This window comes from Bradyrhizobium quebecense (genome assembly GCF_013373795.3).
Lineage (GTDB): Bacteria > Pseudomonadota > Alphaproteobacteria > Rhizobiales > Xanthobacteraceae > Bradyrhizobium > Bradyrhizobium quebecense.
In genome coordinates, this window is record NZ_CP088022.1 from 7,981,022 (window position 1) to 8,006,923 (window position 25,902).

Annotated in this window: 25 protein-coding genes and 2 pseudogenes; 15 read left to right on the forward strand and 12 right to left on the reverse strand. The window is 64.4% G+C overall.

The window, feature by feature from the left end; genetic code table 11:
• Nucleotides 1–397 precede the first annotated feature (397 nt).
• The 6 genes and pseudogenes from HU230_RS38030 to HU230_RS38050 form a co-directional block, all read left to right on the forward strand.
• Nucleotides 398–478, forward strand: a pseudogene (locus HU230_RS38030) (sigma 54-interacting transcriptional regulator); the annotation flags it as partial.
• A 208-nt stretch (nucleotides 479–686) separates the two neighbouring features.
• Nucleotides 687–737, forward strand: a pseudogene (locus tag HU230_RS44420) (AAA-type ATPase lid domain-containing protein); the annotation flags it as partial.
• Nucleotides 738–765: 28 nt separating this feature from the next.
• The gene (locus HU230_RS38035; protein WP_176533817.1) at nucleotides 766–984 is read left to right on the forward strand and encodes a hypothetical protein; all 219 of its coding nucleotides are present in this window, start codon (nucleotides 766–768) and stop codon (nucleotides 982–984) included.
• A gap of 427 nt (nucleotides 985–1,411) precedes the next feature.
• Nucleotides 1,412–2,488, forward strand: coding sequence for a SphA family protein (locus HU230_RS38040; RefSeq protein WP_176533816.1), 1,077 nt, complete (start codon nucleotides 1,412–1,414; stop codon nucleotides 2,486–2,488).
• A 110-nt stretch (nucleotides 2,489–2,598) separates the two neighbouring features.
• Nucleotides 2,599–3,144 (forward strand): DUF2721 domain-containing protein, encoded by a 546-nt coding sequence (locus HU230_RS38045; protein ID WP_176533815.1) that lies wholly within the window; start codon nucleotides 2,599–2,601, stop codon nucleotides 3,142–3,144.
• A 448-nt stretch (nucleotides 3,145–3,592) separates the two neighbouring features.
• On the forward strand, nucleotides 3,593–4,117 hold the full coding sequence (locus HU230_RS38050) for a type 2 periplasmic-binding domain-containing protein (RefSeq protein ID WP_176533814.1): 525 nt from the start codon (nucleotides 3,593–3,595) through the stop codon (nucleotides 4,115–4,117).
• Here HU230_RS38050 and HU230_RS38055 read toward each other — a convergent pair.
• Entirely contained in the window at nucleotides 4,090–4,647 is a 558-nt protein-coding gene (locus HU230_RS38055) for an HNH endonuclease (protein WP_016845270.1), read from the reverse strand. The two genes, HU230_RS38050 and HU230_RS38055, sit on opposite strands and share 28 nt — an antisense overlap.
• 192 nt (nucleotides 4,648–4,839) lie before the next feature.
• On the opposite strand from HU230_RS38055, the gene HU230_RS38060 reads away from it, so the two are divergent.
• Nucleotides 4,840–6,600, forward strand: a complete 1,761-nt coding sequence (locus HU230_RS38060) for a chloride channel protein (RefSeq protein ID WP_176533813.1) — start codon at nucleotides 4,840–4,842, stop codon at nucleotides 6,598–6,600.
• Nucleotides 6,601–6,755: 155 nt separating this feature from the next.
• Here HU230_RS38060 and HU230_RS38065 read toward each other — a convergent pair whose 3' ends face one another.
• The 5 genes from HU230_RS38065 to HU230_RS38085 form a co-directional block, all read right to left on the reverse strand.
• On the reverse strand, nucleotides 6,756–7,730 hold the full coding sequence (locus HU230_RS38065) for a peptidyl-alpha-hydroxyglycine alpha-amidating lyase family protein (RefSeq protein WP_176533812.1): 975 nt from the start codon (nucleotides 7,728–7,730) through the stop codon (nucleotides 6,756–6,758).
• A gap of 114 nt (nucleotides 7,731–7,844) precedes the next feature.
• Nucleotides 7,845–9,626 carry a flavin-containing monooxygenase gene (locus tag HU230_RS38070; protein ID WP_176533811.1) on the reverse strand — a complete coding sequence of 594 codons (1,782 nt, stop codon included), beginning with the start codon at nucleotides 9,624–9,626 and terminating at the stop codon, nucleotides 7,845–7,847.
• 112 nt (nucleotides 9,627–9,738) lie between these two features.
• Complete coding sequence (locus HU230_RS38075) at nucleotides 9,739–10,824, reverse strand: DUF2855 family protein (protein WP_176533810.1); 1,086 nt, start codon at nucleotides 10,822–10,824, stop codon at nucleotides 9,739–9,741.
• Nucleotides 10,825–10,928: 104 nt separating this feature from the next.
• Entirely contained in the window at nucleotides 10,929–12,446 is a 1,518-nt protein-coding gene (locus tag HU230_RS38080) for an acyl-CoA synthetase (RefSeq protein WP_176533809.1), read from the reverse strand.
• A gap of 29 nt (nucleotides 12,447–12,475) precedes the next feature.
• On the reverse strand, nucleotides 12,476–13,447 hold the full coding sequence (locus tag HU230_RS38085; protein WP_176533808.1) for an NAD(P)H-dependent flavin oxidoreductase: 972 nt from the start codon (nucleotides 13,445–13,447) through the stop codon (nucleotides 12,476–12,478).
• Between the two features lie 175 nt (nucleotides 13,448–13,622).
• Here HU230_RS38085 and HU230_RS38090 point away from each other — a divergent pair, with 175 nt between their 5' ends.
• Nucleotides 13,623–14,510, forward strand: coding sequence for a LysR family transcriptional regulator (locus tag HU230_RS38090; RefSeq protein WP_176535229.1), 888 nt, complete (start codon nucleotides 13,623–13,625; stop codon nucleotides 14,508–14,510).
• Nucleotides 14,511–14,519: 9 nt separating this feature from the next.
• Here the strand turns inward: HU230_RS38090 and HU230_RS38095 are convergent, their stop codons facing one another.
• Nucleotides 14,520–16,082: a glycoside hydrolase family 17 protein gene (locus HU230_RS38095; RefSeq protein ID WP_176535228.1), complete on the reverse strand. Its 1,563-nt coding sequence runs from the start codon at nucleotides 16,080–16,082 to the stop codon at nucleotides 14,520–14,522.
• 167 nt (nucleotides 16,083–16,249) lie between these two features.
• Complete coding sequence (locus HU230_RS38100) at nucleotides 16,250–16,903, reverse strand: DNA-3-methyladenine glycosylase family protein (RefSeq protein WP_176533807.1); 654 nt, start codon at nucleotides 16,901–16,903, stop codon at nucleotides 16,250–16,252.
• Nucleotides 16,904–17,104: 201 nt separating this feature from the next.
• Between HU230_RS38100 and gluQRS the strand changes: the two genes are divergently transcribed.
• Both gluQRS and HU230_RS38110 read left to right on the forward strand, forming a co-directional pair.
• Nucleotides 17,105–17,974, forward strand: a complete 870-nt coding sequence (gene gluQRS / locus HU230_RS38105; protein WP_176533806.1) for a tRNA glutamyl-Q(34) synthetase GluQRS — start codon at nucleotides 17,105–17,107, stop codon at nucleotides 17,972–17,974.
• A 136-nt stretch (nucleotides 17,975–18,110) separates the two neighbouring features.
• The gene (locus HU230_RS38110) at nucleotides 18,111–19,421 is read left to right on the forward strand and encodes an ATP-binding protein (RefSeq protein ID WP_176533805.1); all 1,311 of its coding nucleotides are present in this window, start codon (nucleotides 18,111–18,113) and stop codon (nucleotides 19,419–19,421) included.
• Here HU230_RS38110 and HU230_RS38115 read toward each other — a convergent pair.
• The gene (locus tag HU230_RS38115) at nucleotides 19,348–20,208 is read right to left on the reverse strand and encodes a YihY/virulence factor BrkB family protein (RefSeq protein WP_420840913.1); all 861 of its coding nucleotides are present in this window, start codon (nucleotides 20,206–20,208) and stop codon (nucleotides 19,348–19,350) included. The two genes, HU230_RS38110 and HU230_RS38115, sit on opposite strands and share 74 nt — an antisense overlap.
• Nucleotides 20,209–20,374: 166 nt before the next feature.
• On the opposite strand from HU230_RS38115, the gene HU230_RS38120 reads away from it, so the two are divergent.
• The 5 genes from HU230_RS38120 (at nucleotide 20,375) to HU230_RS38140 (ending at nucleotide 24,122) form a co-directional block, all read left to right on the forward strand.
• Complete coding sequence (locus HU230_RS38120; RefSeq protein ID WP_176533803.1) at nucleotides 20,375–20,569, forward strand: twin transmembrane helix small protein; 195 nt, start codon at nucleotides 20,375–20,377, stop codon at nucleotides 20,567–20,569.
• Between the two features lie 32 nt (nucleotides 20,570–20,601).
• A complete protein-coding gene (locus HU230_RS38125; protein ID WP_176533802.1) occupies nucleotides 20,602–21,174 on the forward strand; it encodes a cob(I)yrinic acid a,c-diamide adenosyltransferase in 573 nt (190 codons plus the stop codon).
• Between the two features lie 118 nt (nucleotides 21,175–21,292).
• On the forward strand, nucleotides 21,293–22,042 hold the full coding sequence (locus tag HU230_RS38130) for an electron transfer flavoprotein subunit beta/FixA family protein (protein ID WP_092123260.1): 750 nt from the start codon (nucleotides 21,293–21,295) through the stop codon (nucleotides 22,040–22,042).
• Nucleotides 22,042–22,992, forward strand: a complete 951-nt coding sequence (locus HU230_RS38135; protein WP_176533801.1) for an electron transfer flavoprotein subunit alpha/FixB family protein — start codon at nucleotides 22,042–22,044, stop codon at nucleotides 22,990–22,992. The genes HU230_RS38130 and HU230_RS38135 overlap by 1 nt, the downstream gene beginning before the upstream one ends.
• A 248-nt stretch (nucleotides 22,993–23,240) precedes the next feature.
• Nucleotides 23,241–24,122, forward strand: coding sequence for a 3-hydroxybutyryl-CoA dehydrogenase (locus HU230_RS38140; protein WP_176533800.1), 882 nt, complete (start codon nucleotides 23,241–23,243; stop codon nucleotides 24,120–24,122).
• A gap of 14 nt (nucleotides 24,123–24,136) precedes the next feature.
• On the opposite strand, the gene HU230_RS43735 is transcribed toward HU230_RS38140, so the two are convergent.
• From HU230_RS43735 to HU230_RS38150, 3 genes are read right to left on the reverse strand one after another with little or no spacing between them, the layout of a single operon-like run.
• Entirely contained in the window at nucleotides 24,137–24,262 is a 126-nt protein-coding gene (locus HU230_RS43735) for a hypothetical protein (protein ID WP_275949078.1), read from the reverse strand.
• Nucleotides 24,259–25,470: a pyridoxal phosphate-dependent aminotransferase gene (locus HU230_RS38145; RefSeq protein ID WP_224944012.1), complete on the reverse strand. Its 1,212-nt coding sequence runs from the start codon at nucleotides 25,468–25,470 to the stop codon at nucleotides 24,259–24,261. Before HU230_RS38145 ends, HU230_RS43735 begins: the two co-directional genes overlap by 4 nt.
• Complete coding sequence (locus HU230_RS38150; RefSeq protein ID WP_176533799.1) at nucleotides 25,467–25,850, reverse strand: tautomerase family protein; 384 nt, start codon at nucleotides 25,848–25,850, stop codon at nucleotides 25,467–25,469. Before HU230_RS38150 ends, HU230_RS38145 begins: the two co-directional genes overlap by 4 nt.
• Nucleotides 25,851–25,902 lie beyond the last annotated feature (52 nt).

A 25,902-nucleotide genomic window follows, 5' to 3' on the forward strand; every position in this document is an offset into this window, starting at 1 on the left:
TCTTGAAATTGTAAGTGAAACCCGCCGACGCCGGAGAATTCTACGCTTGATGCGGGATTCACCATGGCCAATGCCGATACTTGTCAACCGGGTTGCATCTTCGGGCAGTCATCGAGGAAGTGGGACAGGTTGCACGAGCGAATATGCAGTGGCTGGTCGGTCCATGCGGCAGCTTTTCCTGCACGAAAAGATAGGCATTTTCTTGCTCGATACGGTCCTCAAGGCGCTTGAGCTCGGCCAAAGCGGCCGAGAGCTTTTCGCTTGACCGCCTGCGCAATGATCTCGCCTACCGACGCCCCGGCCCCGATGATAATCGCCGGCATCGCGGCGATCATGGACCACGTGATCCTGCTTGGCGACCGTGTTTTTGGCCGGCGAGACTGGTAACGGCAAGGGAGTGCTGGCGCAGGCTATTCACGATGCGAGCGCTCGGAAGGACCGGCCCATGGTCAAGGTCAACGGCGCGGCTCTTCCGTCGGCGCTGATCGAACCGGAGCTGTTCGGCCGCGAGAAGAGAGCCTTGACCGGCGCGCGCTCGCTCGGCAGGCCGGCCGCTTCGAGATCGCCGACGGCTCGACCATATTCCTTGACTAGATCAGATCGGAAAGTTGCCGCTCGAACTGCAACCGAAGCAACTCGATGGGCAAGCAGATCCAGAAGATCTAGCGTACTCAATGAACACGCTTATGGGCTATTCTTGGCCTGGCAATATCCGCGAGCTTCGCAACGTCATAGAGCGTGCCATGATCCTCGCACGGCGGGCCCGTGCTGCATGTCAAACTTGGCCACAAGTCAATTCAACTGGACGCAGGCAAGGCGATGGACGGCACGCTGGACCAGGCCGAACGGGTCCATATCGTTCGTGCGCTGGAGCGGAGCGGTTGGCGCGTCCGTGGCGTCAACGGCGTAGCCGGACAGCTTGGCGTCAAGCCGACGACCCTTGAGTCCGGCATGGAGCAGCTCGGCATCGTGCAGGCACGGTAATCTACGATATTTCGGAGGGCCTCCGATATATCGGATACAGTTGCGTCCGGTGACCACCACTGCCGCATTTGCACTCTTGATAACCGACTGATCCTGCAAAACCATTCTTCTGCTGATCCCGGGTGGCGCAGGGGGGCCGCTTCTTGCGAGGTGAGTCTGCGTTGCCGAGGCGTGCTTGGGTGCTCCAGGCAAGTGACGCGCATGCAGTCTTGCTGAGTTCGGGTCAACGATGAGCGTACGGCTCGCTTTTCTCGTATTGCTTAATTATTCCGATACCGCAATGATTGCGGGCGAGGCTTCGATCAAGAAGTACCCAAACCCGTCTGCGATCAACTTCACAGATTTTGGTGGTCGAGATTGAGGGCGCGGAACGGGGTGGAGTTGACGCTGCGCAAATGAAACAAAACGGACGGAAGGGGGCCAACAGATGGGGCATGAGATTTCACGATCAGGAATAGGTTTTGCACCTTGGCGACCGAGCATTGGCATAATTGTCGCCTCATTTGTCTTGTGTTCGCAAAGTGCGCTCGCCGACGAGAGCGGGATCTCGTTCTGGCTTCCGGGACAGTTCGGCAGTCTCGCGGCGGTCCCCCAGGCAGCACCCGGCTGGGCTCTCGGCGCGGTCTACTACCATACGACCGTAAGCGCCTCAGGTAATGTCGCAGCAGCAAGAGAGATTCAGGTCGGCAGAATCCCTCCGACGGTCAATGTCAGCTTGAACGCTAATCTGAATGCCCAAGCCGATCTGATTATTCTGGCTCCGACATATACGTTCGCTACGCCGGTTCTGGGTGGGCAATTGGCAATGGGCGTAACGGGAATATTCGGCCGAACCAGCACCACCATTGATGGCACATTGACCGCCTCAGTTGGCGGGTTCGCGGCAACACGAATGGGGAGTATCTCGGACTCGCTCACATCGGTCGGCGACCTCTACCCCGTGGTGACTCTGAAGTGGAATAATGGTGTCCACAATTGGATGACGTATGCGACGGGAGATATCCCGGTCGGGGCTTACGATCCAAATCGCCTCTCCAACATCGGCATCGGTCATGGCGCCATCGATGGCGGCGGCGGCTACACTTACCTTAACCCAGCCACTGGACATGAGTTTTCCGGCGTCGCCGGCTTCACCTACAACTTCAAGAATCCCGATACCCAGGTTCAAAGCGGCGTCGATTTTCATTTCGATTGGGGTGCATCGCAATTTCTGTCGAAGCAGCTCTTCGTGGGTCTAGTCGGATATGCCTATCAGCAGATATCGGACGATACTGGTCCGCACCCGATCCAGAATGGCTTCAGGTCGAGGGTCCTCGGCGTTGGTCCCCAGATCGGATATCTCTTCCCGGTTGGAAATATGCAGGGATATCTCAACCTGAAGGGTTACGGAGAATTCGACGCGGCCAATCGGCCGTCGGGATGGAATACCTGGCTGACGTTCTCGATTTCACCGACAGCACCCGACAGCACCGTAACACCAACCAGGCATCTGGTGACCAAGTAAGGAATAGAACTCGAACTGCGGTGCGAAGCCGCATTTTTTCAGATGGGCAAGCTGACAGTTCGTCGTGAGGAGGGCGTGCGTCCACTCGCGCGAGCTAAGAGACGTCGAGGATGAACGATCTGCTTCCCGTGGCTCCGTCAATCGACCAACTAGCCCGCATCATCGGCAATGTCGCGGCGCCGGCGTTCCTGCTGGGCGCCGTCGCGTCGTTCATTTCCGTGCTGACCACGCGAATGAACCGAGTGATCGACCGATCGCAAGTTCTGCACGGGATTGTCGATGGTGATAGCTCGAGAGCTTATCTTAAGGCCGACATACCCCGCCTCAAGCAACAAGCCTCCCTTTTGAACAGATCGCTGTTCTACTCCATCCTCTCGGCAATACTCACGGGGCTGATCATCATCGTCGCCTTCATCAGCGCAGTTTTGAGGGTTCCCCAAGGAGCGGGGCTATTGTTCACGGGTGCGTTGGGCTCATTTTGTTTTTCGCTGATCGATCTTGCGCGTGAGACAAGAATAGCCCTGAGCGACAATGATCATCGTAGATTGGGCGTTATCTCGCGGGATTCGAGGTCGATCAATTCCTCCCTTACCACAACGGCACGAGGAATTGGTGTTCGGGTAAGACCAGGTGCTCACCGTGGCCAAGCCCGATGACTAACGATTTCCGAACCAGGAGCTTCGGTGTGGCCCCAGAGCGCTGCGTGTCATGCATGGTCGAGCGATATTTGGTCGGAGTGGAGCCGCTGGTTGGCCGCGTCCGACTTAGACTGTGGAGATGTCCCCGGTGTGAAACCGTCTTGCGCCTTGCCTGCTTTAGCGACCAAACTGATGATGACGGCGCCAGCCCTGTGACATCTCATAGTCGTCCGAATTGATCGGTAGGCCAAAGAGATCGGCAAACCAAAGGAGGAGGGATCATGGTATCGATGAGGTAGCTGCTCTGGGTTCGCTTTTTTCTGCTGTTTGGCGTCGCAGCGGTCGCGATCGGCGCGGGCTCCTTGGGTATCGGTACTATACTCGCCCGGTAACCCTTACCGTGGCGGTCGGCTCCATCGACGGTGAGGCGAACAAGGCTATGTCGGCTCTAGCAAGCCGACTTGTCATGACAAACGCACCGGTGCGGCTCAAGGTCATCGACAGCGGGGCCGCGCTGGGGGCCGCCGAGGCCTTTTCGAAGGGCCAGGTGGATCTCGCGGTGGTGCGGAGCGACTTCGGCGACCTATCGCATGCGCAAGCCGTCATCGTCGTTACCCATGCCATCGTCATGATCGTCGTGCCGCCGGGATCCTCGATCGACAGCGTGGAGAAGCTGAAAGGGCATACGGTCGGCGTGGTCGGCGTGGTCGGCGGAGAGGCCAACTCCAAAGTCGTCGATGTGCCGACCAAGGAATACGACCTGACCCGCAAGGTCGTGTTCAAGAACATCGCTCCGGCGGATGCCCGCCGGCAGTTCAATCCAAGTCAGTCAGCCCTGATTGTCGTAATACCTCTGACTCAGAAGTATCTGTCGCAGGTGCGCGCATGGTTTACTCCGGGGCCAAAAGCGGCGCCGGTACTGATCCCAATCGAAGCCGCCGGTATCACGCACCGCCGCGCGTCTTACGGATCGAGCTCAGTATCCCAGTAGAGATAATCGAGCCAGCTCTCGTGCAGATAGTTCGGCGGGAACAGCCGGCCGTTGCGGTGGAGCTGATGCACGGTCGGTGCATAGGGCGTCTGCTTCGGAAACATCTTGGCCTGCTGCGGCGTCAGATTGCCCTTGCGCAGATTGCACGGCGAGCAGGCGGCGACGACGTTCTCCCAGGTGGTCTGGCCACCCTTGCTGCGCGGAATGATGTGATCGAAGGTGAGGTCGTCGCCCGACAGGCAATATTGGCAGCTGAATCGGTCGCGAAGGAAAACGTTGAACCGGGTGAAGGCGGGGTGGGTGGTCGGCTTGACGAAGGATTTGAGGGAGACGACGCTCGGCAACTGGATTTCGAAGGAAGGACTTCGTACCGCCCGGTCGTAATATTCGACGATGTTGACACGATCGAGGAACACCGCCTTGATCGCGTCCTGCCAGGACCAGAGCGACAGCGGGTAATAACTCAGCGGCCGGAAGTCCGCATTCAAGACCAGCACCGGCCAACCGCCTTGCGAGACATGTGCGTTCAAATAACGCTCCTGATCTCCCATTAGCTGCGAAGCAGCATGCACTCACATACTACAGGCAGCGTGACGGGATTGTGAAGAGCAATGAGCGGCTTATCCGCCATGCCCTGCCATGTTCCTGCCCCGATTGCCTCCCGCCCGCGAGGCCCGTAAAGGGAGCCGCAAGGCCCTGTCGGCCAGTGACGGACCCTGCCGATGACCACGACCACAAGCTATATCGAGGCGCCGCGCCGGTTGCGCGCATTCGTGCGTGCGCACGAGACGAGCCTCGTGGTGCTGGCACTGCTGATCGGCGCTATCGGCGGTCTCGTGGTGGCGGTCATGAGCGGCCTCGTCACGGTGCTGCATTCGGTGCTGTTCAATCTGCCGCTGGGCGATCGGCTGTCGAGCCAGCCCAGCATCGATCCCGTGCGCGCCCTCGTGGTTCCCACGGTTGGCGGCCTGATGCTCGGAATCGCGTTCCTGCTGCTGCTCAGGGTCCGGCCGGCCCGGGAAATCGACCCGATCGAGGCCAACGCGCTCTATGGCGGCCGGATGTCGTTCCGCGGCAGCGTGATCGTGGCGCTGCAGACGATCTGGTCGAGCGGCGTCGGCGGCTCGGTCGGGCTTGAGGCCGGCTACACCCAGCTTTCGAGCGGCCTGGCCGCCTCGCTGGGCCGCGGCTTTCATCTGCGCCGCAACGACCAGCGAATCATGGTCGGCTGCGGCGCGGCTGCGGCGATCGCGGGGGCCTTCAGCGCGCCGCTGGCGGGCGCGTTCTACGCTTTCGAACTTGTGATCGGCGGCTATACGCCGGCCAGCCTGACCCCGGTCGGTGTGGCGGCGGTGGCCGGCTATTTCGTCGCCCATGCCTTCGAGCCGCTGCCGCTCGGCGTCGGGGTCGGAACCGTCGGCGACATGCTCGGACGGGATCTTGCGATCGCGGCGCTGCTCGGCGTTGTTGCGGCCCTGACCGGGATTGCGATCATGCGCGGGGTGGCGCTGTGCGAGACGCTGCTCGCCAAGACCCGGCTCTGGCCGCCGCTGCGGCCGGCGCTGGGCGGGCTCGCGGTCGGCGCAATGGCGCTGCTGACGCCGCAGGTGATGTCGTCGGGCCATGGCGCGCTGCGCTTCGCCGGCATCGTGGCGATGCCGCTCACCTTCATCGCCGGCGTGTTCGCGCTGAAGGCGGTGGCCTCCATCGTCTCGCTCGGTTCGGGCTTCCGCGGCGGATTGTTTTTCGCCACACTGTTCATGGGCGCGCTCGGCGGCCGGCTGTTCGCGGCCGGCGTCGACATCGTGTGGCCAGGGCTCAATCTCGATCCCAACGCCTATGCCGTGATCGGCATGAGCGCGCTGTCGGCCTCGGTGATCGGCGGTCCATTGACGATGTCGTTCATCGCGCTGGAATCCACCGGCAATCTCTGGCTCGCAACCGCGGTGCTGGTCGCGGTCATCATCTCGACCACGATCACGCGCGAGTTGTTCGGCTATTCGTTCGCGACCTGGCGGCTGCATCTGCGCGGCGAGACCATCCGCAGCGCCGCCGATATCGGCTGGATCCGCGATCTCACGGTCGGCAAGATGATGCGGCAGGACATGACGACGGTGAACGCCGCGATGCCGATCGAGGCGTTTCGCGAGGAATTCCCGCCCGGCTCGAAGACCCAGGTCGTCGCGGTCGACGGCGAGGGACGCTATGCCGGGCTCGCGCTGGTCGCGGAAGCGCACGCGCCCGATCTCGAGGCCGACAAGGGACTTGCCGCCATCCTGCGCTACGCCGACGTGGTGCTGCATCCCGGCATGAACGTGCAGGAGGCGATCGCGGTGTTCGACGCCGCCGAAGCGGAATCGCTCGCGGTGGTCGAGGACGACGGCGACCGTCGGCCGATCGGCCTGCTCACCGAAGCGCACGCGATGCGGCGCTATGCGGAAGAATCCGAGCAGCGCCGCCGTGAGGTGATCGGCGAGATTTGATCTTCGCGGGAGCGTTCTTCGAGCCGTCATCCTGAGGTGCGAGCTCTTGCGAGCCTCGAAGGATGCACGGCCGCGCTGCGGCAGCGGGCCGTCGATGCTTCGAGACGCGCGTTCCGCGCTCCTCAGCATGACGGGGAAAAACCGGGGGGCGGGCGCTACACCGTCACCCGCTCCAGCTTCTGTAAGCACCGCGTCAGGCGCACCGCGGCCGGCATCTCGGTATCCGGAAAGCTGGTCTTCCAGTCGGTGACGCCGACTTCGCCGACATAGATGTCGCCGCGCGAGTCCAGCGCGATGCCGTGCGGCGCCAGGAATTTGCCGGTCTCGACGCCGGGGCCGTGCTCGCCGCCGAGCCGGGCGATGCGCTTGCCAGTGCCATCGACGATCGACAGCCGCGGGCCGAGATTGGGGACCTTGCGGTTGACCGCCATGCCGGGGCCGAGCTCGCCGATCACGAAGTTCGGCTGCTTGCCGCCGCCGCAGCATAGCGCGCAGGGCCGGTGCAAATTGTTCCACTGCGTCTCGTATTTGCCGTTGCCGTCGAACACCTGGACGCGGTGGTTCTCGCGGTCGGCGACATAGACCCAGCCGTCGGCGTCGGTCGCGATGTTGTGCACGATGTTGAACTGGCCGGGATCGGTGCCCGGCTCGCCCCAGGTTTTGATCAACTTTCCATCCGGCGTGTATTTGTGGACGCAGGCATTGCCGTAGCCGTCCGAGACATAGATTTCGCCGTTCGGCGACAGCGCGGTGTGGGTGCAGCGATGGAACGGCTCGCCGCTCATGAACGGCGCGGGCTTGTTCGGGATGCCGATCGTCAGCAGCACCTTGCCGTCAACAGAACATTTGCGCACGGTGTGGTCGCCGTCGTCGGTGCAATAGAGATTGTCGTCGGCATCGATATGCAGGCCGTGGGCGCGTGCGAACACGCCTTCGCCCCAGCTCCGGATGAAGTTTCCCTCGCGGTCGAGCACCACCATCGGATGTTCGCCGCGGTTGAAGACATAGACACGGTCCTTGCTGTCGACCGCGACGGAGGCGACATCCGTCAGGCTCCAGCCGTCGGGGAGTTTTGCGAAGTTCTCCACCACGCGATAGCGGTGCTCGCCGGTGCCGAGGATGGTTGGCATTGTTCGTCCTCTCTCTTCTCGTCATTCCGGGAGGCCCGGAATCCATTTATCCGCGGAGATTGTCGCCCAATGGATTCCGGGCTCGCGCTATGCGCGCCCCGGAATGACGGCTGATCAAGTTAGCTTCGCCACCGGCCCGACATCGCGCGGCAACAGGCCTTCCTCGATCGCCTTGATCTGCAGCGCAAGATAACGCGAGTTGATGCGGCATTGCGCGAGGCTGCCGGCGATGAACCACAGGCCGGGCTGCGGCGTGCGGGTGTACATGTTGCGCAGCTCCTGGCCGTCGCCAAAACCCCAGATCGGGCCAACCCGCGCAGCCATCGCCTCGCCGAACAGTTTCTTCACCAGCTCTTCCTGCGGCCGGTAGCCGGTCGCGAGCACGATCAGGTCGGCGCCAACCGTCTCGCCGGTCTTCAGCCGCGCGCCTTCGCCCACGAAGGTCTCGATGTCGGCAAATTGCTTCAGGTCGATCGCGCCGCTCGCGACGAGATCGGAGCAGCCGACGTTGAAGTAATAGCCGCCGCCGCGGGTCAGGTACTGCCAGCCGGTGCCGCCGTCGCCGAAATCGAGCTTGAAACCCTTGCGCGCGAGACCGTCGAGCAGCGGTCTGTCGAGCTGCTTCGACTGCTCGGTCATCAGCACATGGCTGCGCTTGGCGAGCGCGAGCGGCATCGAGGTCGCGATCAAATCGTTGTCTTCGAGCGAGCCTTCATTGTAGGCGGCATAGGCCAGCTGCGCCGACGGCTCGATATTGGTGACGAGCGTCGAGGAGCGCTGCACCAGCGTGACCTCGGCGCCGGAGGAGTGCAGATCCTGCGCAATGTCGTGGCCGCTGTTGCCCGTGCCGATCACCAGCGCGCGCTTGCCTGCCCAATGCTCGCCGTCTTCATAGCCGCTCGAATGCAGCACCTTGCCGGAGAAATTCTTCAAGCCGGGGATATCAGGCACGCTCGGAATGCCGCTGACGCCGGTCGCCATCACGACATGGCGTGGCTGCAGTTTCCGCGTTGTGCCGTCGGCGCGGCGCAGCTCGATGGTCCAGCGTCCCTGTGCATCGTCGTAGCTGCCGCCCACGAATTCCGTTCCCGTCCAGAAGTTCAGCTCCATGGCATCGACATAGGATTCGAACCAGTTGGCGAGCTTGTCCTTCGGGATGTAGGTCGGCCAGTTCGGCGGGAACGGCATGTAGGGCAAATGATTGACCTGCACCTGGTTGTGCAGGGTGAGCGCGTGGTAGCGCTTGCGCCAGTTGTCGCCGACGCGCGCCTCGTGGTCGACGATCAGCGCATCGATCTTGAGCTGTTGCAGACGGGCGGCGATCGCAAGCCCGGCCTGTCCGCCGCCGACCACCAGCACATCGGGATCGCGGCCGGCATATTCGGCGGATACCTTGCGCAGGTCGAGCCAGTTGGGACCGCGGAAATCGCGGGAATAGGCTTGTCCGCGCGGCCTTGTGTTTCCTTGCTGCTCTTCAAAACCCTTCAGTTCCTCGAGCGCGGTCAGCAGCGTCCAGGCCTTCAACCGATCGCCGTCGGCGGCGTCAGGAATCAGCCGCACGATGCCGTGGCCGCGGCCGACAGCGGTTTCGAACTTGAAGATCGCCTCGATCGCGCTCGTGCCGGCGCGCATCACCCGGCGGGGCGGCGCGCGCTCGGCATCGATGCGAAAATCATGCGGCGCGCTGCGACGCGCATGCGCGGGCAGTTCCTCGACGATTGCAAAGGCGCGGTTGACGGTCTGGATGTTCCAGCTCAGCGCCAGCACGTCGCGCCAATAGCTTTCGGGATGGAACAGCGGCTTCAGCAGCACATCGTCGGGGCCCGCCAGCGCATCCTCGAACTGCACAAGCCAATTGTCGGCGGCGACCGAAATATCGTCCGTCTTGTCGAGCATTGAGCGTTTCTCGTCATCGGCCGCCCTTGGTGACGTTTTCTTGGCGGCGTTCCCTTGGCCGCAAGCCTATACCCATTGGCGAGGCCGCAGAAAGGGCGCGACGGGATATCGCCTATTCGGCCAGCGACAGGATCAGGCCTTGATCCGGCGGAACGCGGCCCTGCAGGGTATCGAGATAGGCCTCGCGCACCGCGGCCGGTCCGCGCCGCTCGACCACATCGAGCCAGTTCGGCAGGTGCGGCACGAGCTCCGTCCATGCGGCGCCAAAACGCTGGTCGATGCCGCCGGGCCCCCATTCCTTGGCGCGCTTGCGGATCTGGTCCGGGGCGAAGAACCATACTGGCTTGGCGCCGGGCAGCGTCGGCTCGTCCGGTTCGCTCGCGCGATGCGTGAGCCCGACCCGGCCGGAATAGACCATCTGCGCGCCGAAGTGCCGGTGCAGGGTCTCGCGCAGCGCGCTGTTGCCGGCCATGTCGACATAGGCGACGGGCTCGGCCGCCGGGATCGCGGTGACCTGGTCATAGGTGACGACGTCGTCATAGCAGCCGAGCGAGGTGACGAAATCGACATTGCCCTTCGAGGTCAGCCCGATCACCCGGATACCGCGTTTGTGCAGGAGATGGGCGAGCCCGAACGCCGTCTTGCTCGAGGCCGACGACAGGATGACGCGGCGTGCACCGTAGAACTCATTCTCGGCCAGGAAGTCGTCGACCAGGAACGACAGCATGAACAAGGGCAGCAGCAGCGCGCGGAAATCGCCCTGCTGGCCGGCATAGGTCGGATCGCCGGAGACGCGGGCATAGGCATTGTAGACCGGCGAGACCTCCTGCCGGTGCGCGGCACCGTCGCGCAGGCCGCGCTTGCTGACATCGGCGGCCTCGATCACCAGATGGGTCGCCATCGGGAAATAGCCGAACAGCGTTTCGCCGGCTGCGACGGCGGGATGCTTCGAGGCCAGCACCTCGCCAAAGCCCCACACCGGGATGATGCCGTAGCCGTCGGGCGCCGGGAACAGGTGCCAGTATTTCAGCTGCTCGCCGATCACGGCGTAGGTGATGTTGTTGGCGGTGAAGGCGAAGCGGGTCACTTTGACCAGCAACGCGTCGGCCGGCAGCGCCGCGGCATCGGGCAGCCGTGTCTCGATCACCTTGCATTGCTGCAGATCGTTGCGGATGACGATGAAGTCAGTGGAGTTCATGGCGATGATCCCGGCGTCAGATGCGCCGGCATCGTTGCGTCGATCGCCGGCCTTTTGCAACAGCAACTAAGTTTCAAACGCCGTTCGCTCCACCGTCACCTTGGTCAGCGAAGCTGTCCTTCGCGGTAGAGATCGCGCAGCTTGCGCTTGAAGATCTTGCCCGTCGCCTCGCGCGGCAGCGCGTCCATGAAGCGGATGTCCCGCGGCACCTTGAAATTGGCGAGCTTGCCGCGGAGAAATTCCTGGATCGCCGCGACCGACAGCGTGCTGCCCGCTTCTGGCTCGACGCAGGCGAACAGCCGCTCGCCATATTCGTCGTCGGGCACGCCGAACACGGCGCAGTCACGGACGCCTGGCATGCCGATCAGGGTATTCTCGATCTCGGCGGGATAGATGTTGACGCCGCCCGAGATCACCATGTCGCGCTTGCGGTCGCACAGGAACAGATAGCCGTCCGCGTCGAGATAGCCGACATCGCCGACGCTGATCAGGCCGTCGTGATCGGCCTCGGCGCGTGCCTTGGCATTACCGTGATAGTCGAAGTCCGAGATCAACATCTGGCGCATGAAGATCTCGCCGGGCTCGCCGACGTCGCATTGCGTGCCGTCGGGCCGGAAGATCTTGACGATGCCGCCCTCGATGGCGCGGCCGACGGTGCCGGGCTTGGCCAGCGCCTCCGCCGACGAATGCCACACCGGGATGCCGGTCTCGGTGGAGCCGAGATATTCGTTGATCACCGGCCCCCACCACTCGATCATCGCGCGCTTGACGTCGACCGGGCAGGGCGCCGCGCCATGGACGATGAAGCGCAGCGACGACAGGTCGTAGCGGCGTCGCGTCTCCTCCGGCAGGCGCAGCAGCCGCACGAACATGGTCGGCACCATGTGCATGTGGGTGACATGGTGGCGCGCGATCAGCTGCAGCAGATCCTCGGGGTCGAAGCGCGGTTCGAGCACGATCACGCAGCCGTTGCGGAATGCGAGCATGCCATAGGAGTGCGGCGCCGAATGGTACATCGGGCCGTTCATCAGGATCACCTGGTCTTCGTTCGGCTTGACGCCATAGGTGATGGCGCCGACGCGCGTGGCCGCCGCCTGCTGCTCTGATGGCATCGGCTTGCGCTTGACACCCTTCGGTAGGCCCGTGGTTCCGGACGTGTAGAACATCGGCGCTGCGCCGATCGGCGCGTCGGTCAGCGGTTGATGCGTCTCACGCCAGATATCCCAATCGGTCATGCCGTCGGGCACCTGCGTGGACGCCGCCGCCACGCCATAGGCCGCGGCGATCTCCGGCGGCGTCGTCACCACCAGAAGCTCGATCCCCGGCGGAAGCCCGTCGCGGATCTGCGGCAGCAGATCGGCGTGGCAGACCAGCGTGTCGGCGCCGCTGTCGGACAGGATGTAGGCGACCTCGTCGGCCTTCAGATGCCAGTTGATCGGCACCACCGGGCTGCCGAGCGCGGCTGCGGCGGCGACCACCTCGAACAGCGCGAAATCGTTGCGCAGCATCATGCCGACCGGCTTGCCGCCCTGAACGCCGAGCGCGCGGAAGCCGGTCGCCGCCCGCGCAATGCGGGCCTGAATGTCGCCGTAGTTGATCTGTCTGTCGCCGCTGATGATCATACCGGGTCTCTCCAGGCGATCGTCCAGCGTCAGGCGCTGGCTCGAAGGAAATCGCTGCGTGCCTCGGTGTACTCCGCCTTCATCCGCGCCACCAGTTCGGCGACCGGTGGGGCGTCGGTGATCTGGCCGATGCCCTGGCCCGAACCCCAGATGTCGCGCCAGGCCTTGGCCTTCGTGTTGCCGCCGGAGCCGAAATTCATCTTGGACTTGTCGGCGACCGGCAGGTTGCCCGGATCGAGGCCCGCGGCCGCAATCGACGGTCCGAGGTAGTTGCCGTGCACGCCGGTGAACAGGTTCGAATAGACGATGTCGTGCGCGGCGTATTCGGTCAGCGCCTGCTTGTACCTAATGTCGGCATTGGCTTCCTCGGTCGCGATGAAGCGGGTGCCCACATAGGCGAGGTCGGCGCCGAGCGCGAGCGCCGATGCGATGCTCCAGCCGTCCGAGATCGCGCCCGACAGCAGGATGGTGCCGTTGAACCACTGCTTGACCTCGCGCACCAGCGCGAACGGCGACAGCGTGCCGGCATGGCCGCCCGCGCCGGCGCAGACCAGGATCAATCCGTCGACGCCCTGCTCGGCGGCCTTGCGGGCATGCTTCACGTTGATGACATCGTGGAACACAACGCCGCCGTAGGAATGCGCGGCCTCGACGATTTCGGACGGCGGACGCAGCGAGGTGATGATGATGGGCACCTTGTGCTTCACGCAGGTCTCCATGTCGTGCATCAGCCGGTCGTTGGAGGCGTGGCAGATCTGGTTGACCGCGTAAGGGGCGACCTTTTTCTCCGGATGCTTCGCCTGGTACTCGCCGAGCTCGTTCTCGATCTGCGTCAGCCATTCGTCGAGCTTCTCGACCGGGCGGGCGTTGAGCGCCGGGAATGAGCCGACGATGCCGGCCTTGCACTGCGCGATCACGAGCTCGGGCCCCGAGACGATGAACAGCGGGGAACCGACGACCGGCAGTTCAAGCCGGTTGGCGAGCGAGGCGGGCAGCGACATTGTTCGGATCCTCCATGCGCGCCGCCCGGCCGGTGGCCGGGGCGGATCGCGATTTGTTGTGATGGCTGGAGCGACGGCTCCCTTGGCGCGGCAATATAGGGCTGGACGGCTGCGTCATGACGTTCAATATTGAACAGCTGATCAACCAGAAATGAACAGAGGCGCGGGCGGCGGCATGGACTGGGAGCTTTGCAAGACGTTCGTCGCGGTGGCGGAGACGCGCAGCTTCGCCGGCGCTGCGCGGCGGCTGCGCATCAGCCACCCCACCGTCGGCCGCAACGTCGCGGCGCTGGAGAAGCAGCTCGGGACCCGCCTGTTCGCCCGTTCGAATGACGGCCTGTCGTTGACATCGCATGGCCGCAAGTTCCGCGAGCACACCGAGGTGATGGCGGCGGCGGCCCTGCGCGCGGAGGCGGCTGCGTCCGCCACCGGTGCGCAGGCGCGCGGCGTCGTGAAGCTGTCGATCGGCGCGACGCTGGCGGCGCATTGGCTGATGCCGCGTCTCGGACCGTTCCTGCGCGATCACGCCAACATCCAGCTCGAGATCATCACCCATCCGTTTCCGGCGAGTGTGCGGCGCCGCGAGGCCGACGTGGTGCTGCGGCCGGTCGATGCGGGAGACGAGAACCTGATCGGACGCAAGATCGGACGGCTCGGCGCCGGCTTCTACGCGTCGCGCGGTTATGCCGCCGGACGCAAGCTGCCGGAGCGGCCGGACGAATGGCGGGGGCACAGCGTGATCGGGTTTGCCGACCAGGCCTCGAATGTGCGGCTGGCGCGGTGGAGCGATGTCATCACGCGGCAGGGCACGCTGGTGATGCGCTGTTCCTCGCAGGGCGACATGCTGGCGGCGGCGCGCGCCGGGCTCGGGATTTGCGCGCTGTCCTGCCTGGTCGGGGCCGACTATCCCGATCTGGTTCGGGTCGCTCCGCAAAAGCTCTCGAGCCTCTCCGATCTCTGGCTGCTCGCCCATCCCGACCTGGTCGAGCTTCCCTCGGTGCGCGCCGTCATCGGTTTCGTCACCGATTGCGCGCGCGAGGACCGCGTCAGGCTGCGCGGCTAGAGCCGGTTCTCACGCCCGTGCCCGCCATAACGTCACCGCGAGCGAGATAAAGACGGCGCACGTCCACAGCGCCTGCCAGTTCTCCGGTCCTTCGTTGAAGCCCACGTAGATGGCGGCTGCGACAAAAATGCCGGCAAAGATCGCTTCCGCCAGAGGGCGGACTCCTTTCGTGGCAGGATTGAGCAGTGTCATGGCCGCAAACGGCACCGCCGCCATGGTCAGAGGCGCGAAAGGAAAATCGATGAAGCGCGGGTCAAATATGAGACCCAGTGCGGCCGCCGTGCCGATCACCGTGGTGACGATCAAAGCCAATCCGTGCACGGTCACCAGCACCGTTTCAGTGTGGTAGCCCTTCGGACCCAACAATTCCTGGAAACTGGGCGGTGCGCGACCCGACATCAGGGCATTGGCGCCGAACACCGGCGAGGCCGTTGCCGCCACCAGAAGCGAGCCCCACACAAGCCAGCCTCCCGTCCCATAGCTTTCATAGATCAGTCTTTGCGCGGCCACCCCAAACAGGATTCCGGCTGTGGTTGCCGATAGTCCGACGGCAAGCCACGACACGAATTCGGGCTCCTTCGGCTTGCGGCGCGAGGTCAGCCAGGCTGCGCCGAACACCAGGATCGCCAGCGCCATTCCGCTGCACATCTGCAGTTTCCAGAACGGAAAATTGCTGATCGGCAGGCCAGGCGGATATTTCAGCGTGCGCGCTTCCGAATCGAACAGGCCCCAGGATCCGCCGACCGTGCCCTCGATCTCCCGCTTCCACCCCTCGTCATAGGCCTCAAACAGGTTGACGCGGAAATGCTCGCGCCGGGCAAGGTCGAGCACCTCCGAGACCACCCGCGCCTGATTGACGCGCGAGGGCAGCGCGGATTCGCGCATGCGCCCCTCGCTCGGCCAACCTACTTCTCCGATAAAGATTTCCTTGCCTGGGAAGACTGCCGCGATCTGCCGGCGCATCTCGTCCGCGTGCGCGGCGGCACGTTCCGCGGGGATCGGGATATTCTCCCAGTATGGCAGGATGTGAATCGTGATGAAGTCGACGACGTCGGAAAGTTCGCGATTGCTCAGCCAGAACTCCCAGACGTCGGCGTAGGTGACGGGAACGCTGACCTGTGCCTTGATCGCACGGATCATGGCGGCGAGGTCGGATGCCGACATTTCCTTGCGCAGCAGAACCTCGTTGCCGACCACGAGTGCAATGACCGTGTCTGGATATTCTTTGGCGAGGCGTATCGCCGTTGCGACCTGCGTCGCATTCTTCTTTCGGTCCCTGTCGAGGAAAATGCCCTGAATGACTTTCAGCCCCGCCTTGGCTGCGAGCCCGGGAATCTGGTCGAGACCGAGATCGGTCGCGTAGGTGCGGATGCAGTGCGATATCTTGGCGAGTTGCGCGAGATCTTCCGCGATCTGTTCCGGCGTGACCTGCGTCGCGGGAGCAAGTGATGTCTGATTGTTGCGGAACGGGGCGTAGGAGATGCACTGCACCTTATCGTTCGGATCGATCGGTGCGCGCGGCAGGCTGACCGGGATGCCCAGCCACCACCACGCCGCGGCGATAGCCCCCAAGGATATCAGGAGAAGCGTCAGCGGGGTGCGAAGCAAAACCAGGTCCGTCCTCCTTGCAGGAAGGATGTGCTGGGCGTCATCAATGCGCCAGGCCGGTAAATTGAATAAGTATTCGTCTGCTCTTGCTATATCACGCGATCGCGTAGTTGGAATGTTTTCTCGACGACCTACTTCGCGCCGGCGATCACGCCTTCGCGATTCCTGAGTACGCGATAATACGCCCACCACAGATGCGCGGCGGCGCCGCGCAGCGGACGCCACGGCTCGGCAAGCGGTGCCATCTGCTTCGGCGTCGGCCGCTCCTTCAGCCCGAGCCCGACCTTGACCGCTTCCTGCACGGCGAGGTCGCCTGCCGGCCACGCATCGCCATGGCCGAGGCAGAACAGGAGATAGACGTCGGCGGTCCACGGGCCGATCCCGGGCAGCGCGGTCAGCGTGTTGTGCGCGGCATCGGCCTCTTCGTTGGCGAGCACGTCGAGGTTCAGCCGCTCCTCGGCGAGCTCGCGCGCGATGTGCTTCAGCGTCTTGATCTTGGCCGCGGAGAGCCCGAGCCGGCCGAGCCGGTCCGCCCGCGCCTTGCGGATCGTATCATGATGGAACGGGTCGAACGCCTTGCTGACGCGGCCCCAGATCGCGGCAGCACTCGCGGTCGACAGCTGCTGGCCGCAGATGATCGCGGCAAGCCCCGCAAACCCCGGCTCGCGCTGCCGGATGGCCGGCATGCCGGTGAGTTCGAGGATCGGGCGCAGCCGGCGATCCTGGTCGACCAGCTTCTGGATGGCCTCGTCAAGGTCGGCCTGGGTTTCGAGATGGATCAGCATTGCGGGATCTGCATCGGCTTGTCATGCGCGAGCTTGACCCGCGCATCCATCTCCTATCGTAACAGAGTCTTGTCCAGCCGCATGGTCCGGAAAAGTGGAAACCGGTTTTCGCTTGCGACAAACGCAAGGCGTTTGCGCGAAGATCATGCCCAAACAAGGATCGCCGGGGTCGAGCCCGGCAATGACCCGCGATCGAACGCCATGCCACCCGTTTTCCGTTTTGCCCCTAGTCCGAATGGCTACCTGCATCTCGGCCATGCCTATTCGGCGCTGCTCAACCATGACCTCGCGAAGCGGTCGGGCGGACGCTTCCTGCTGCGGATCGAGGACATCGACGCGACGCGCTGCCGGGTCGAATTCGAGCAGGCGATCTACGAGGATCTGGCCTGGCTCGGCATCGCCTGGGAGACCCCGGTGCGGCGGCAGTCGGAGCATTTTGCGGCCTATCGCGCGGCGATCGACCGCCTGTCGGCCGAGCGGCTGGTCTATCCGAGCTTCGAGAGCCGCGCCGACATCGCGCGGCTGGTCGCGGAAAGCCAGGCCGCTGGCGCGTGGCCGCGCGATCCGGACGGCGCGCAGCTCTATCCGGGAGCGGCGAAATCGCTGTCGGCCGAGCAGCGCGACCGGCTGATCGGGCAGGGCGCGCCGTTCGCGTTGCGGCTCGACATGGCTGCAGCATGCGCGCGCAGCGGCAGCCTGCGCTGGCAGGAGGCTGGCGAGGGTCCGGCCGGCGAGACCGGGGACGTGGCGGCCCGGCCGGAGGCCTGGGGCGACGTGATCTTGGCACGCAAGGAGACCCCAACCAGTTACCATCTCTCGGTCGTGATCGACGACGCCCTGCAGGGCGTCACCGATGTGGTCAGGGGCGTTGACCTGTTCTGGTCGACCAGCGTGCATCGGCTGTTGCAGGAGCTGCTTGGCCTGCCCGTGCCGGCCTACCGGCACCATGCGCTGATCCGGGACGCCGCCGGCCAAAAGCTGTCGAAATCGACCCAGGCGACCGGGCTGCGCGAGCTGCGGGCGGAGGGCGCCAGCCCGGCCGATATCCGCCGCCTGGTCGGCTTGCCATAGATCCCGGCCGCATTTCGATCGCGAAGCACGGTGGTTACCATCACGGGGCACCGCTGCGGGCAAGCCGCAAACGGCGCCGTGACACCGGCACGCCGGGCATGCCATGTTGTTATCAGGGGCGGGGATCACGGAGACCATGGCGTCAGAATCGCGCGTACGGCGCAGCAAGCGGCAATCCCAACGGATGCCGCCGAAGCGGCGCGCTGCCAAGACGCGTGCTACTAAGACGCGCGCCGTCAAGGCGGCGGCCAAGCCGGGCCGCAGGCGGGCTGCGCCGAAGGCCCCGAAGGCCGGTCCCGGCCTGATCGAGACCGCGCTTGCCGCCTTTGCCCATGAGGTCCGGACCCCGTTGACCGGAATCCTGGCGATCAGCAACCTGCTCGCGACATCGGATCTCGACGAGCGCGAGCGGCGCTGGGTCGATACCATCAAGGCCGGTGCCGAGCATCTGGCGAGCCTTGCGACCCTGTTCGTCGACGCTGCCCGGAGCGAGGGGCCGGGGCTCGAGATCCGGCAGGATTTCTTCGACCTGCGCACGCTGGCGCGCCACGCGGGGGATTCACTGGCCGGCCGCGCCGCAGCCAAGGGATTGCGGGCCTCGGTCGAGATCTCCGCGAAGCTGCCGGCGTTTGCGGTCGGCGATCCCGTCCGGCTGCGCGCGGCGCTGGAGAACCTGATCGACAACGCCGTCAAGTTTACCGAGCAGGGCAGCATCGAGCTGCATGTCGCGCCGGTGCGCGCGGCCAAGGGGGCGGCCAAGAGAAGGGCCGACGGCAGGATCGGGGTTGCCTTTGCGATCTCCGACAGCGGCATCGGCCTGACGCTATCGGAGGTCAAGCGCCTGTTCCGGCCGTTCTCGCAGGCCAATGTCTCGATCGCCGCGCGGTTCGGCGGCGCCGGGCTCGGCCTGTCCTCGGTCAAGCAGCTCGCGCGCGCCATGGGCGGCGACATCGTCGTGGCCCAGCGCAAGGGCGGCGGCACCGTCTTTACCCTCAACGTGGTGCTGGTTTCAGCCGAAGGACCGGCCGGCGCTGCGTCGAGCGAAGGCGCGGCGGTGCCATTATCGCAGGGACTGCGGCTGCTCAGCGTCGAGGATAATCCGTTCGGCCGCGTCGTGCTCAACACGATCCTCACCGAACTCGGTCACCATGCCGAATTCATCGGTCAGGGTGAGGGGGCGTCCGATCGGCTCGGACAGGGGGCCTTCGACGCCGTGCTGATGGACATGGTGCTGCCCGGCATCGGCGGTGTCGAGGCCATCAAGCGCATCCGCGCGCTGCCGCCCCCGCACGGCCGCATCGTGATCGTCGGGATCTCCGGGCGTGCCGAGGACGAGGCCGCGGCGCGCGCCGCCGGCGCCGACGCCTTCCTCGTCAAACCTGTTTCTCCGCGGGCACTGGCGACTGCGCTGCTTGAAGCGGCACGCCGCGCGGCAGCCGAGACTTGATGATCGCCGCGTTCAGCTCGCCGCCGAACACGAAGATCGCGGCGATGAAATACAGGAACACCAGCGCGATCACCACCGAGGCGAGCCCCGCATACATCGTGACGTAGTTGTTGGCGAAGCGCGCCAGATACATGCCGAAGCCGATGCCCGAGATCAGCGACGCCACTATGGTGAAGATGATGCCGGGCAGGATCTGCGTGAAGCCGCGGCGGCCCGCCGGCAGCCAGGCATGCAGGATGAAGAGCGCGATGACCAGCGCCAGCACCGTGATGCCGTAACGGGCGGTGTTGAGCAGGCTCTCGTTCGATTCGACGAAGAACGGAATATACCGCCGCGCCGCCTCGATGATCAGCGGCCCGAGCACGATCAGGAATGCCATCGCGAGCGAGGTGAACGCCGCGACCAGCGTGTAGCCGATCGATTCCAGCCGCAGCCAGTACCAGCGCCGCGGCTCGATCACGGCATAGGCGCGGTTCAGCGCCACTCGCAGCGCCTCGACGCCGTTGGAGGCGAAGTACACCGCGAACACCGCGCCGATGGTCAGGATGCCGCCGCGGGTGTTGGTTAGCACGTCGTGGATCTGGCCGGACAGCGCCTCGGCGACCTGCTCCGGCCAGACCTGCAGCAACAGTCCGACGGCCTGGTCGGCAAGCTCCTTGGAGCCGAAGAAGCCGGCCACCGACGTCAGCACGATCAGGAACGGAAACAGCGCCATCAGGGTCGACAGCGCGATGTGGCTCGCGATCGCCCAGCCGTCGTCGGCGAGGAACGTGTAAAAGGCATCCATCACGACGTGGTAGACGTAACGAAGCTGCTTCACATTCCACCCGGTATTGTCGAAAACCGCTCGGTCCGAGCACGGACCCAGCATCTGATATTACGCATTGAAAAGCCAGTTGGTTGCATGCGCCGCCTGTGTGGAAGTCCGCGTCCTGCGGTGTTATGTACCGCAGATGACATCTGTCCTCAGCACGATCATTCTTCCCTTCGCCGTCGGCGCCGTCGCGCTGGTGCTCCTGCTCGGCCTCGTCAACATGATGAAGGGCGGCTCGCCGAACACATCGCAGAAGCTGATGCGGCTGCGCGTGCTGCTGCAGTTCGTCGCCATCGTCATCGCGATGTTCGCGGTCTGGGCGATGGGGCGGTAGACGCGATGCGCAAACCTTAGAGGATCACGGCCATGGTCGTACTCAATCGGATCTACACGCGCACCGGCGATGACGGCACCACCGCGCTCGGCTCCGGCGAGCGGCGGCCGAAATACGATCTGCGGGTCGCTGCCTATGGCACGGTCGACGAGACCAATGCAGCGATCGGCGTGGTGCGGCTGCATCTGGCCGACAGTCCCGAGGTCGATGCGATGCTCGGCCGGATCCAGAACGATCTGTTCGATCTCGGCGCCGATCTTGCGGTGCCCGAGCGCGAGGGCAAGGCTGAACGTCTGCGGATGCTGGCGAGCCAGGTCGAGCGGCTCGAGCGCGACATCGACAGCCTCAACGACCAGCTCGCGCCGCTGACCTCGTTCGTGCTGCCCGGCGGGACGCCGGCTTCTGCATATCTGCATCTCGCCCGGACGATATGTCGCCGCGCGGAACGGATCATGGTGGAACTCGCAGCCCGACCGGACGAGACGGTCAACGCTGCTGGCATCCAGTATATGAACCGACTGTCGGATTTCCTGTTCGTTGCCAGCCGCTTCCTGAACAATAAAGGGGCGGGGGACGTGTTGTGGGTGCCGGGCCAGAACCGCTAAACTGGTTCAAAAACCGGGGGACGGTTTTTTGGCTTTGCCGCGTTGACCGGGGGGTACGGGACCTTTAGGTTCCGCGCCAGCCAACCGAAACCCATAAAATCAAAGCGAAAGAGGATCGATGAAGGTTCTTGTGCCGGTAAAGCGGGTCGTCGACTACAACGTCAAGGTCCGCGTCAAGAGCGATGGATCGGGCGTGGAGCTCGCCAACGTCAAGATGTCGATGAACCCGTTCGACGAAATCGCCGTCGAGGAAGCACTGCGGCTCAAGGAAGCCGGCAAGGCGACCGAAGTGGTGGTGGTGTCGATCGGACCGGCACAGGCTTCCGAGACCATTCGTACCGGGCTTGCGATGGGCGCCGACCGCGGCATCCTGGTCAAGGCCGAAGGCAACGTCGAACCGCTCGCGGTTGCCAAGATCCTCAAGGCGGTGGTCGAGGCGGAGCAACCCGGCCTCGTCATTCTCGGCAAGCAGGCGATCGACGACGACTCGAACCAGACCGGCCAGATGCTGGCCGCGCTGCTCGGCTGGTCGCAGGCGACCTTCGCCTCCAAGCTCGAGGTCGAAGGATCTGACTTCAAGGTCACGCGCGAAGTCGATGGCGGCCTGCAGACCATCAAGCTCAAGGGCCCGGCGATCGTCACCACTGACCTGCGTCTCAACGAGCCGCGCTATGCGTCGCTGCCCAACATCATGAAGGCGAAGAAGAAGCCGATCGACGACAAGAGCGCGTCGGACTACGGCGTCGATCTCACGCCGCGTCTGGAAGTGCTGAAGACCGCGGAACCGGCAGGCCGCAAGGCGGGCGTCAAGGTCAAGGACGTCGCCGAACTCGTGAACAAGCTCAAGACCGAAGCCGGGGTTCTCTGATGACGACGCTGTTGATTGCTGAACACGACCACGAGACCCTGAAGGACTCGACCAACAAGGCGCTGACCGCGGCGAGCCAGCTCGGCGGCGATGTCCATGTGCTGGTTGCCGGTGGCGGCCAAGGCACCAAGGCGGCGGCGGAAGCAGCCGCCAAGCTTGCCGGTGTCACCAAGGTGCTGGTGGCCGAAGGCCCCGCCTATGAGCACGACCTTGCCGAGCCGCTGGCCGCGCTGATCGTCGCGCTGGCGCCGAACTATGACGCCTTCGTCGCGCCCGCGACCTCGCGCTTCAAGAACGTGATGCCGCGCGTCGCAGCGCTGCTCGACGTCATGCAGGTCTCCGAGATCATCAAGGTCGTCGCGCCCGACACCTATGAACGGCCGATCTATGCCGGCAACGCGATCCAGACCGTGAAGTCGAAGGACGCCAAGAAGGTGATCACGGTCCGCACCTCGACCTTCGCCGCAGCCGGCGAAGGCGGCAGCGCCGCGATCGAGAACGCCGCATCCGCCGCCGATCCGGGCCTGTCGACGTTCGTCGGCGAGGAAGTTGCCAAGAGCGACCGTCCGGAACTGACCTCGGCCAAGATCATCGTCTCGGGTGGCCGGGCCATGCAGAGCCGCGAGAACTTTGCGAAATACATCGAGCCGCTCGCCGACAAGCTCGGCGCCGGCGTCGGCGCCTCGCGCGCCGCGGTCGATGCCGGCTATGCGCCGAACGACTGGCAGGTCGGCCAGACCGGCAAGGTGGTGGCCCCGGAACTCTATGTCGCGGTCGGCATCTCCGGCGCGATCCAGCATCTGGCCGGCATGAAGGACTCCAAGGTGATCGTCGCCATCAACAAGGATGAGGACGCACCGATCTTCCAGGTCGCCGATTACGGCCTGGTCGCCGACCTCTACCAGGCGGTTCCGGAGCTGACCGAAGCGCTCGGCAAGCTCGGAAAGTAAGCGACAAGACACCGGCCGGGTGGGTAAGCTCCGGCCGGTGTTACTATTCTTGGGGCGCAACGATCCGGAAACGGTTTTCCGAAAGGATCGTGTCCGGCAGGGAAGATGGATCGGGTGCGATTACGTCGTAATCACATCATGGTCCCGGGAAACGTTTTCCGGCGGATTGGGCAACCCGGAAGGCTTCACTTCGGGTATCGTTGGAATTGGGCAGGCGCGACATGCGCGCCGTTCCGGTGGATGACAAGATGACGGTGGCAATCAAAAAGGTCGGCGTGATCGGTTCGGGCCAGATGGGCAATGGTATTGCCCATGTGGCGGCGCTGGCCGGTTTCGACGTGGTGCTCAATGACATCTCCGCGGACCGGCTGAAGTCGGCGCTGGCGACCATCAACGGCAATCTGACCCGCCAGGTCGCCAAGAAGGCGATCAGCGAGGGCGAGCGCAAGCAGGCGCTCGACCGCATCACCTCCGCCGAGACGATCGATGCGCTGGCCGATTGCGATCTCGTGATCGAGACCGCGGTCGAGAAGGAAGAGACCAAGCGCAAGATCTTCCACGACGTCTGTGCGGTCCTGAAGCCGGAAGCGATCGTCGCGACCAACTCGTCGTCGATCTCGATCACACGGCTCGCCGCCTCGACCGACCGCCCGGAGAAATTCATCGGCATTCATTTCATGAATCCGGTGCCTGCGATGGAGCTGGTCGAGCTGATCCGCGGCATCGCCACTGACGACACGACCTTCGACACCGCCAAGGCGTTCGTCGCCAAGCTCGGCAAGCAGGTCGCGGTGTCTGAAGATTTCCCCGCCTTCATCGTCAACCGCATTCTGCTGCCGATGATCAACGAGGCGATCTACACGCTGTATGAAGGCGTCGGTAACGTCGAGGCGATCGATGCCGCGATGAAGCTCGGCGCGCACCATCCGATGGGCCCGCTCGAGCTCGCCGATTTCATCGGCCTCGACACCTGCCTGTCGATCATGCAGGTGCTGCACGAGGGGCTGGCCGACTCCAAGTACCGGCCGTGCCCGCTGCTGGTGAAATACGTCGAGGCCGGCTGGCTCGGACGCAAGAGCCAGCGCGGCTTCTATGACTACCGCGGCGACAAGCCGGTCCCGACGCGGTAATCCACGCGCTCTCGTCAGATCAGTGTCCGCAGCAGTGCAAGCGTCGCGGGCACCAGGCCGACAATGACAGTCACACCCATTCCAAGTCCGAGCAGATGCGCGGTTAGCGCGAGACGCTGGCTCTGCGGGCGAGGCATCATTGCAACGCCTCGCAAGCGCGCTTCAACCGTCTGCCGGCTTCCTCGATGGTCGATGACGGGTTGGCGAAGCTGAGGCGGATATAGGGCGACAGCCCGAGATCTTCGCCGGGAAACACCACCAGATCGGCTTGTTCGAGCAGATAGGCCGCAAAATTGCGGTCGGTCGAAATCACCTTGCCGTCGGGAGCGCGCGTGCCGATCACGCCGGCGCAACTGACCAGCAGATAGAACGTGCCTTCGGGCGGCGTGCAGGAGAGCCCCCTGCATCCGTTCACGAGGTCGGCAAAGCGGTCACGCCTCGCGCGAAGGATGGCGGCGCGCTCCGCCAGCACATCCTGCGCACCATCGAGCGCGGCGACCGCGGCGGCCTGGCTGATCGACGATACTCCAGACGTGGTCTGCGACTGGATCGTGATCATCTCGCGGATCAGCGCCGATGGGCCGGCGGCATAGCCGATCCGCCATCCCATCATGGCGTAGCTCTTGGCGAGGCCGCTGACGGTCAGCGTCCGCGGCTTCAGCCGCGGCTCGATCTGCGCAAGCGTCGGCGCCGGTCGGCCATTGAACACGATGTGCTCGTAGAGCCCGTCGGCAAGCACCCAGATGTCAGGGTGCTGCAAGAGAACCGCGGCGATGTCAGCCAAATCCTCCGCGGAATAGATCGCACCGGATGGATTGACCGGATTGTTCATCACGATCCACCGCGTTCGGGCCGATATCGTCGCCCGCAAATCCTCCGCGCGCAGCTTGAAGCCGTTGTTCTGCGCGCACGGCACGATCACCGGCGTCGCGCCCGCCAGCCGCACCTGATCGAGATACGGCGCCCAATAAGGCGCGGGGACGATCACCTCGTCTTCAGGCGCCAGCGTCGCGAGCAGCGCGTTGAACAGCGCCTGCGTCGAGCCGTTGGTGATGACGATCTCATCCGGCCGATAGTGGAGATGATGGTCGCGCAGCAGCGCGGCCTGCACCGCCCGCTTCAGCTCCGGCGTGCCGTCGACATCGGTGTAGCAGGTTTCGCCGCGCAAGGCCGCTTGATGCGCCACTGCGATTACATGATCCGGCGTTGAGAAGTCCAGATTGCCTGACGACAGCTCGATGATGTCGCGCCCGGCGGCACGCAGTTCGCGGGCGCGGCGGCGCAGCACGGACGCCGGCGATGCCTTGATGCCGCTCATGCGCGGCGAGAGGATCGGTGTCGCGGTCATCGGACGTACTGCGCCTCACCGTTGCCGAACGACCAGTTTTCCGGAAGCACCTCGACGAGGCTGATGAAGATATCCTCGGCGCGCAGGCCGGGACTCTCCGTCAGCAGGTCGGCGATGCGTCGGTAGAGCCTCTGCTTCTGCGCCGTCGGGCGGGTGTTGCTGACGGTGATCTGGATGATGACCAGATCATCGCTGCGCCTGATGCCGAGATAATCCGCGCCACAGGCGAAATCGTCGTCGTCGTGCTCGGAGATCGTCATGAAGCGATCGCTTTCCGGCACGTCGAAGGTCTCGCGCATGGCGCGATAGAGGCTCTCGAGAATGGACTTGCGGTAGGCGGCGGGCTTGCCCCGCCGCAGCGAGACGCGGGTCAGCGGCATGATGATGGCTCTCCTGGAGGCGATCGTTGCGTTCGGCCAATCCTAGGGGCTT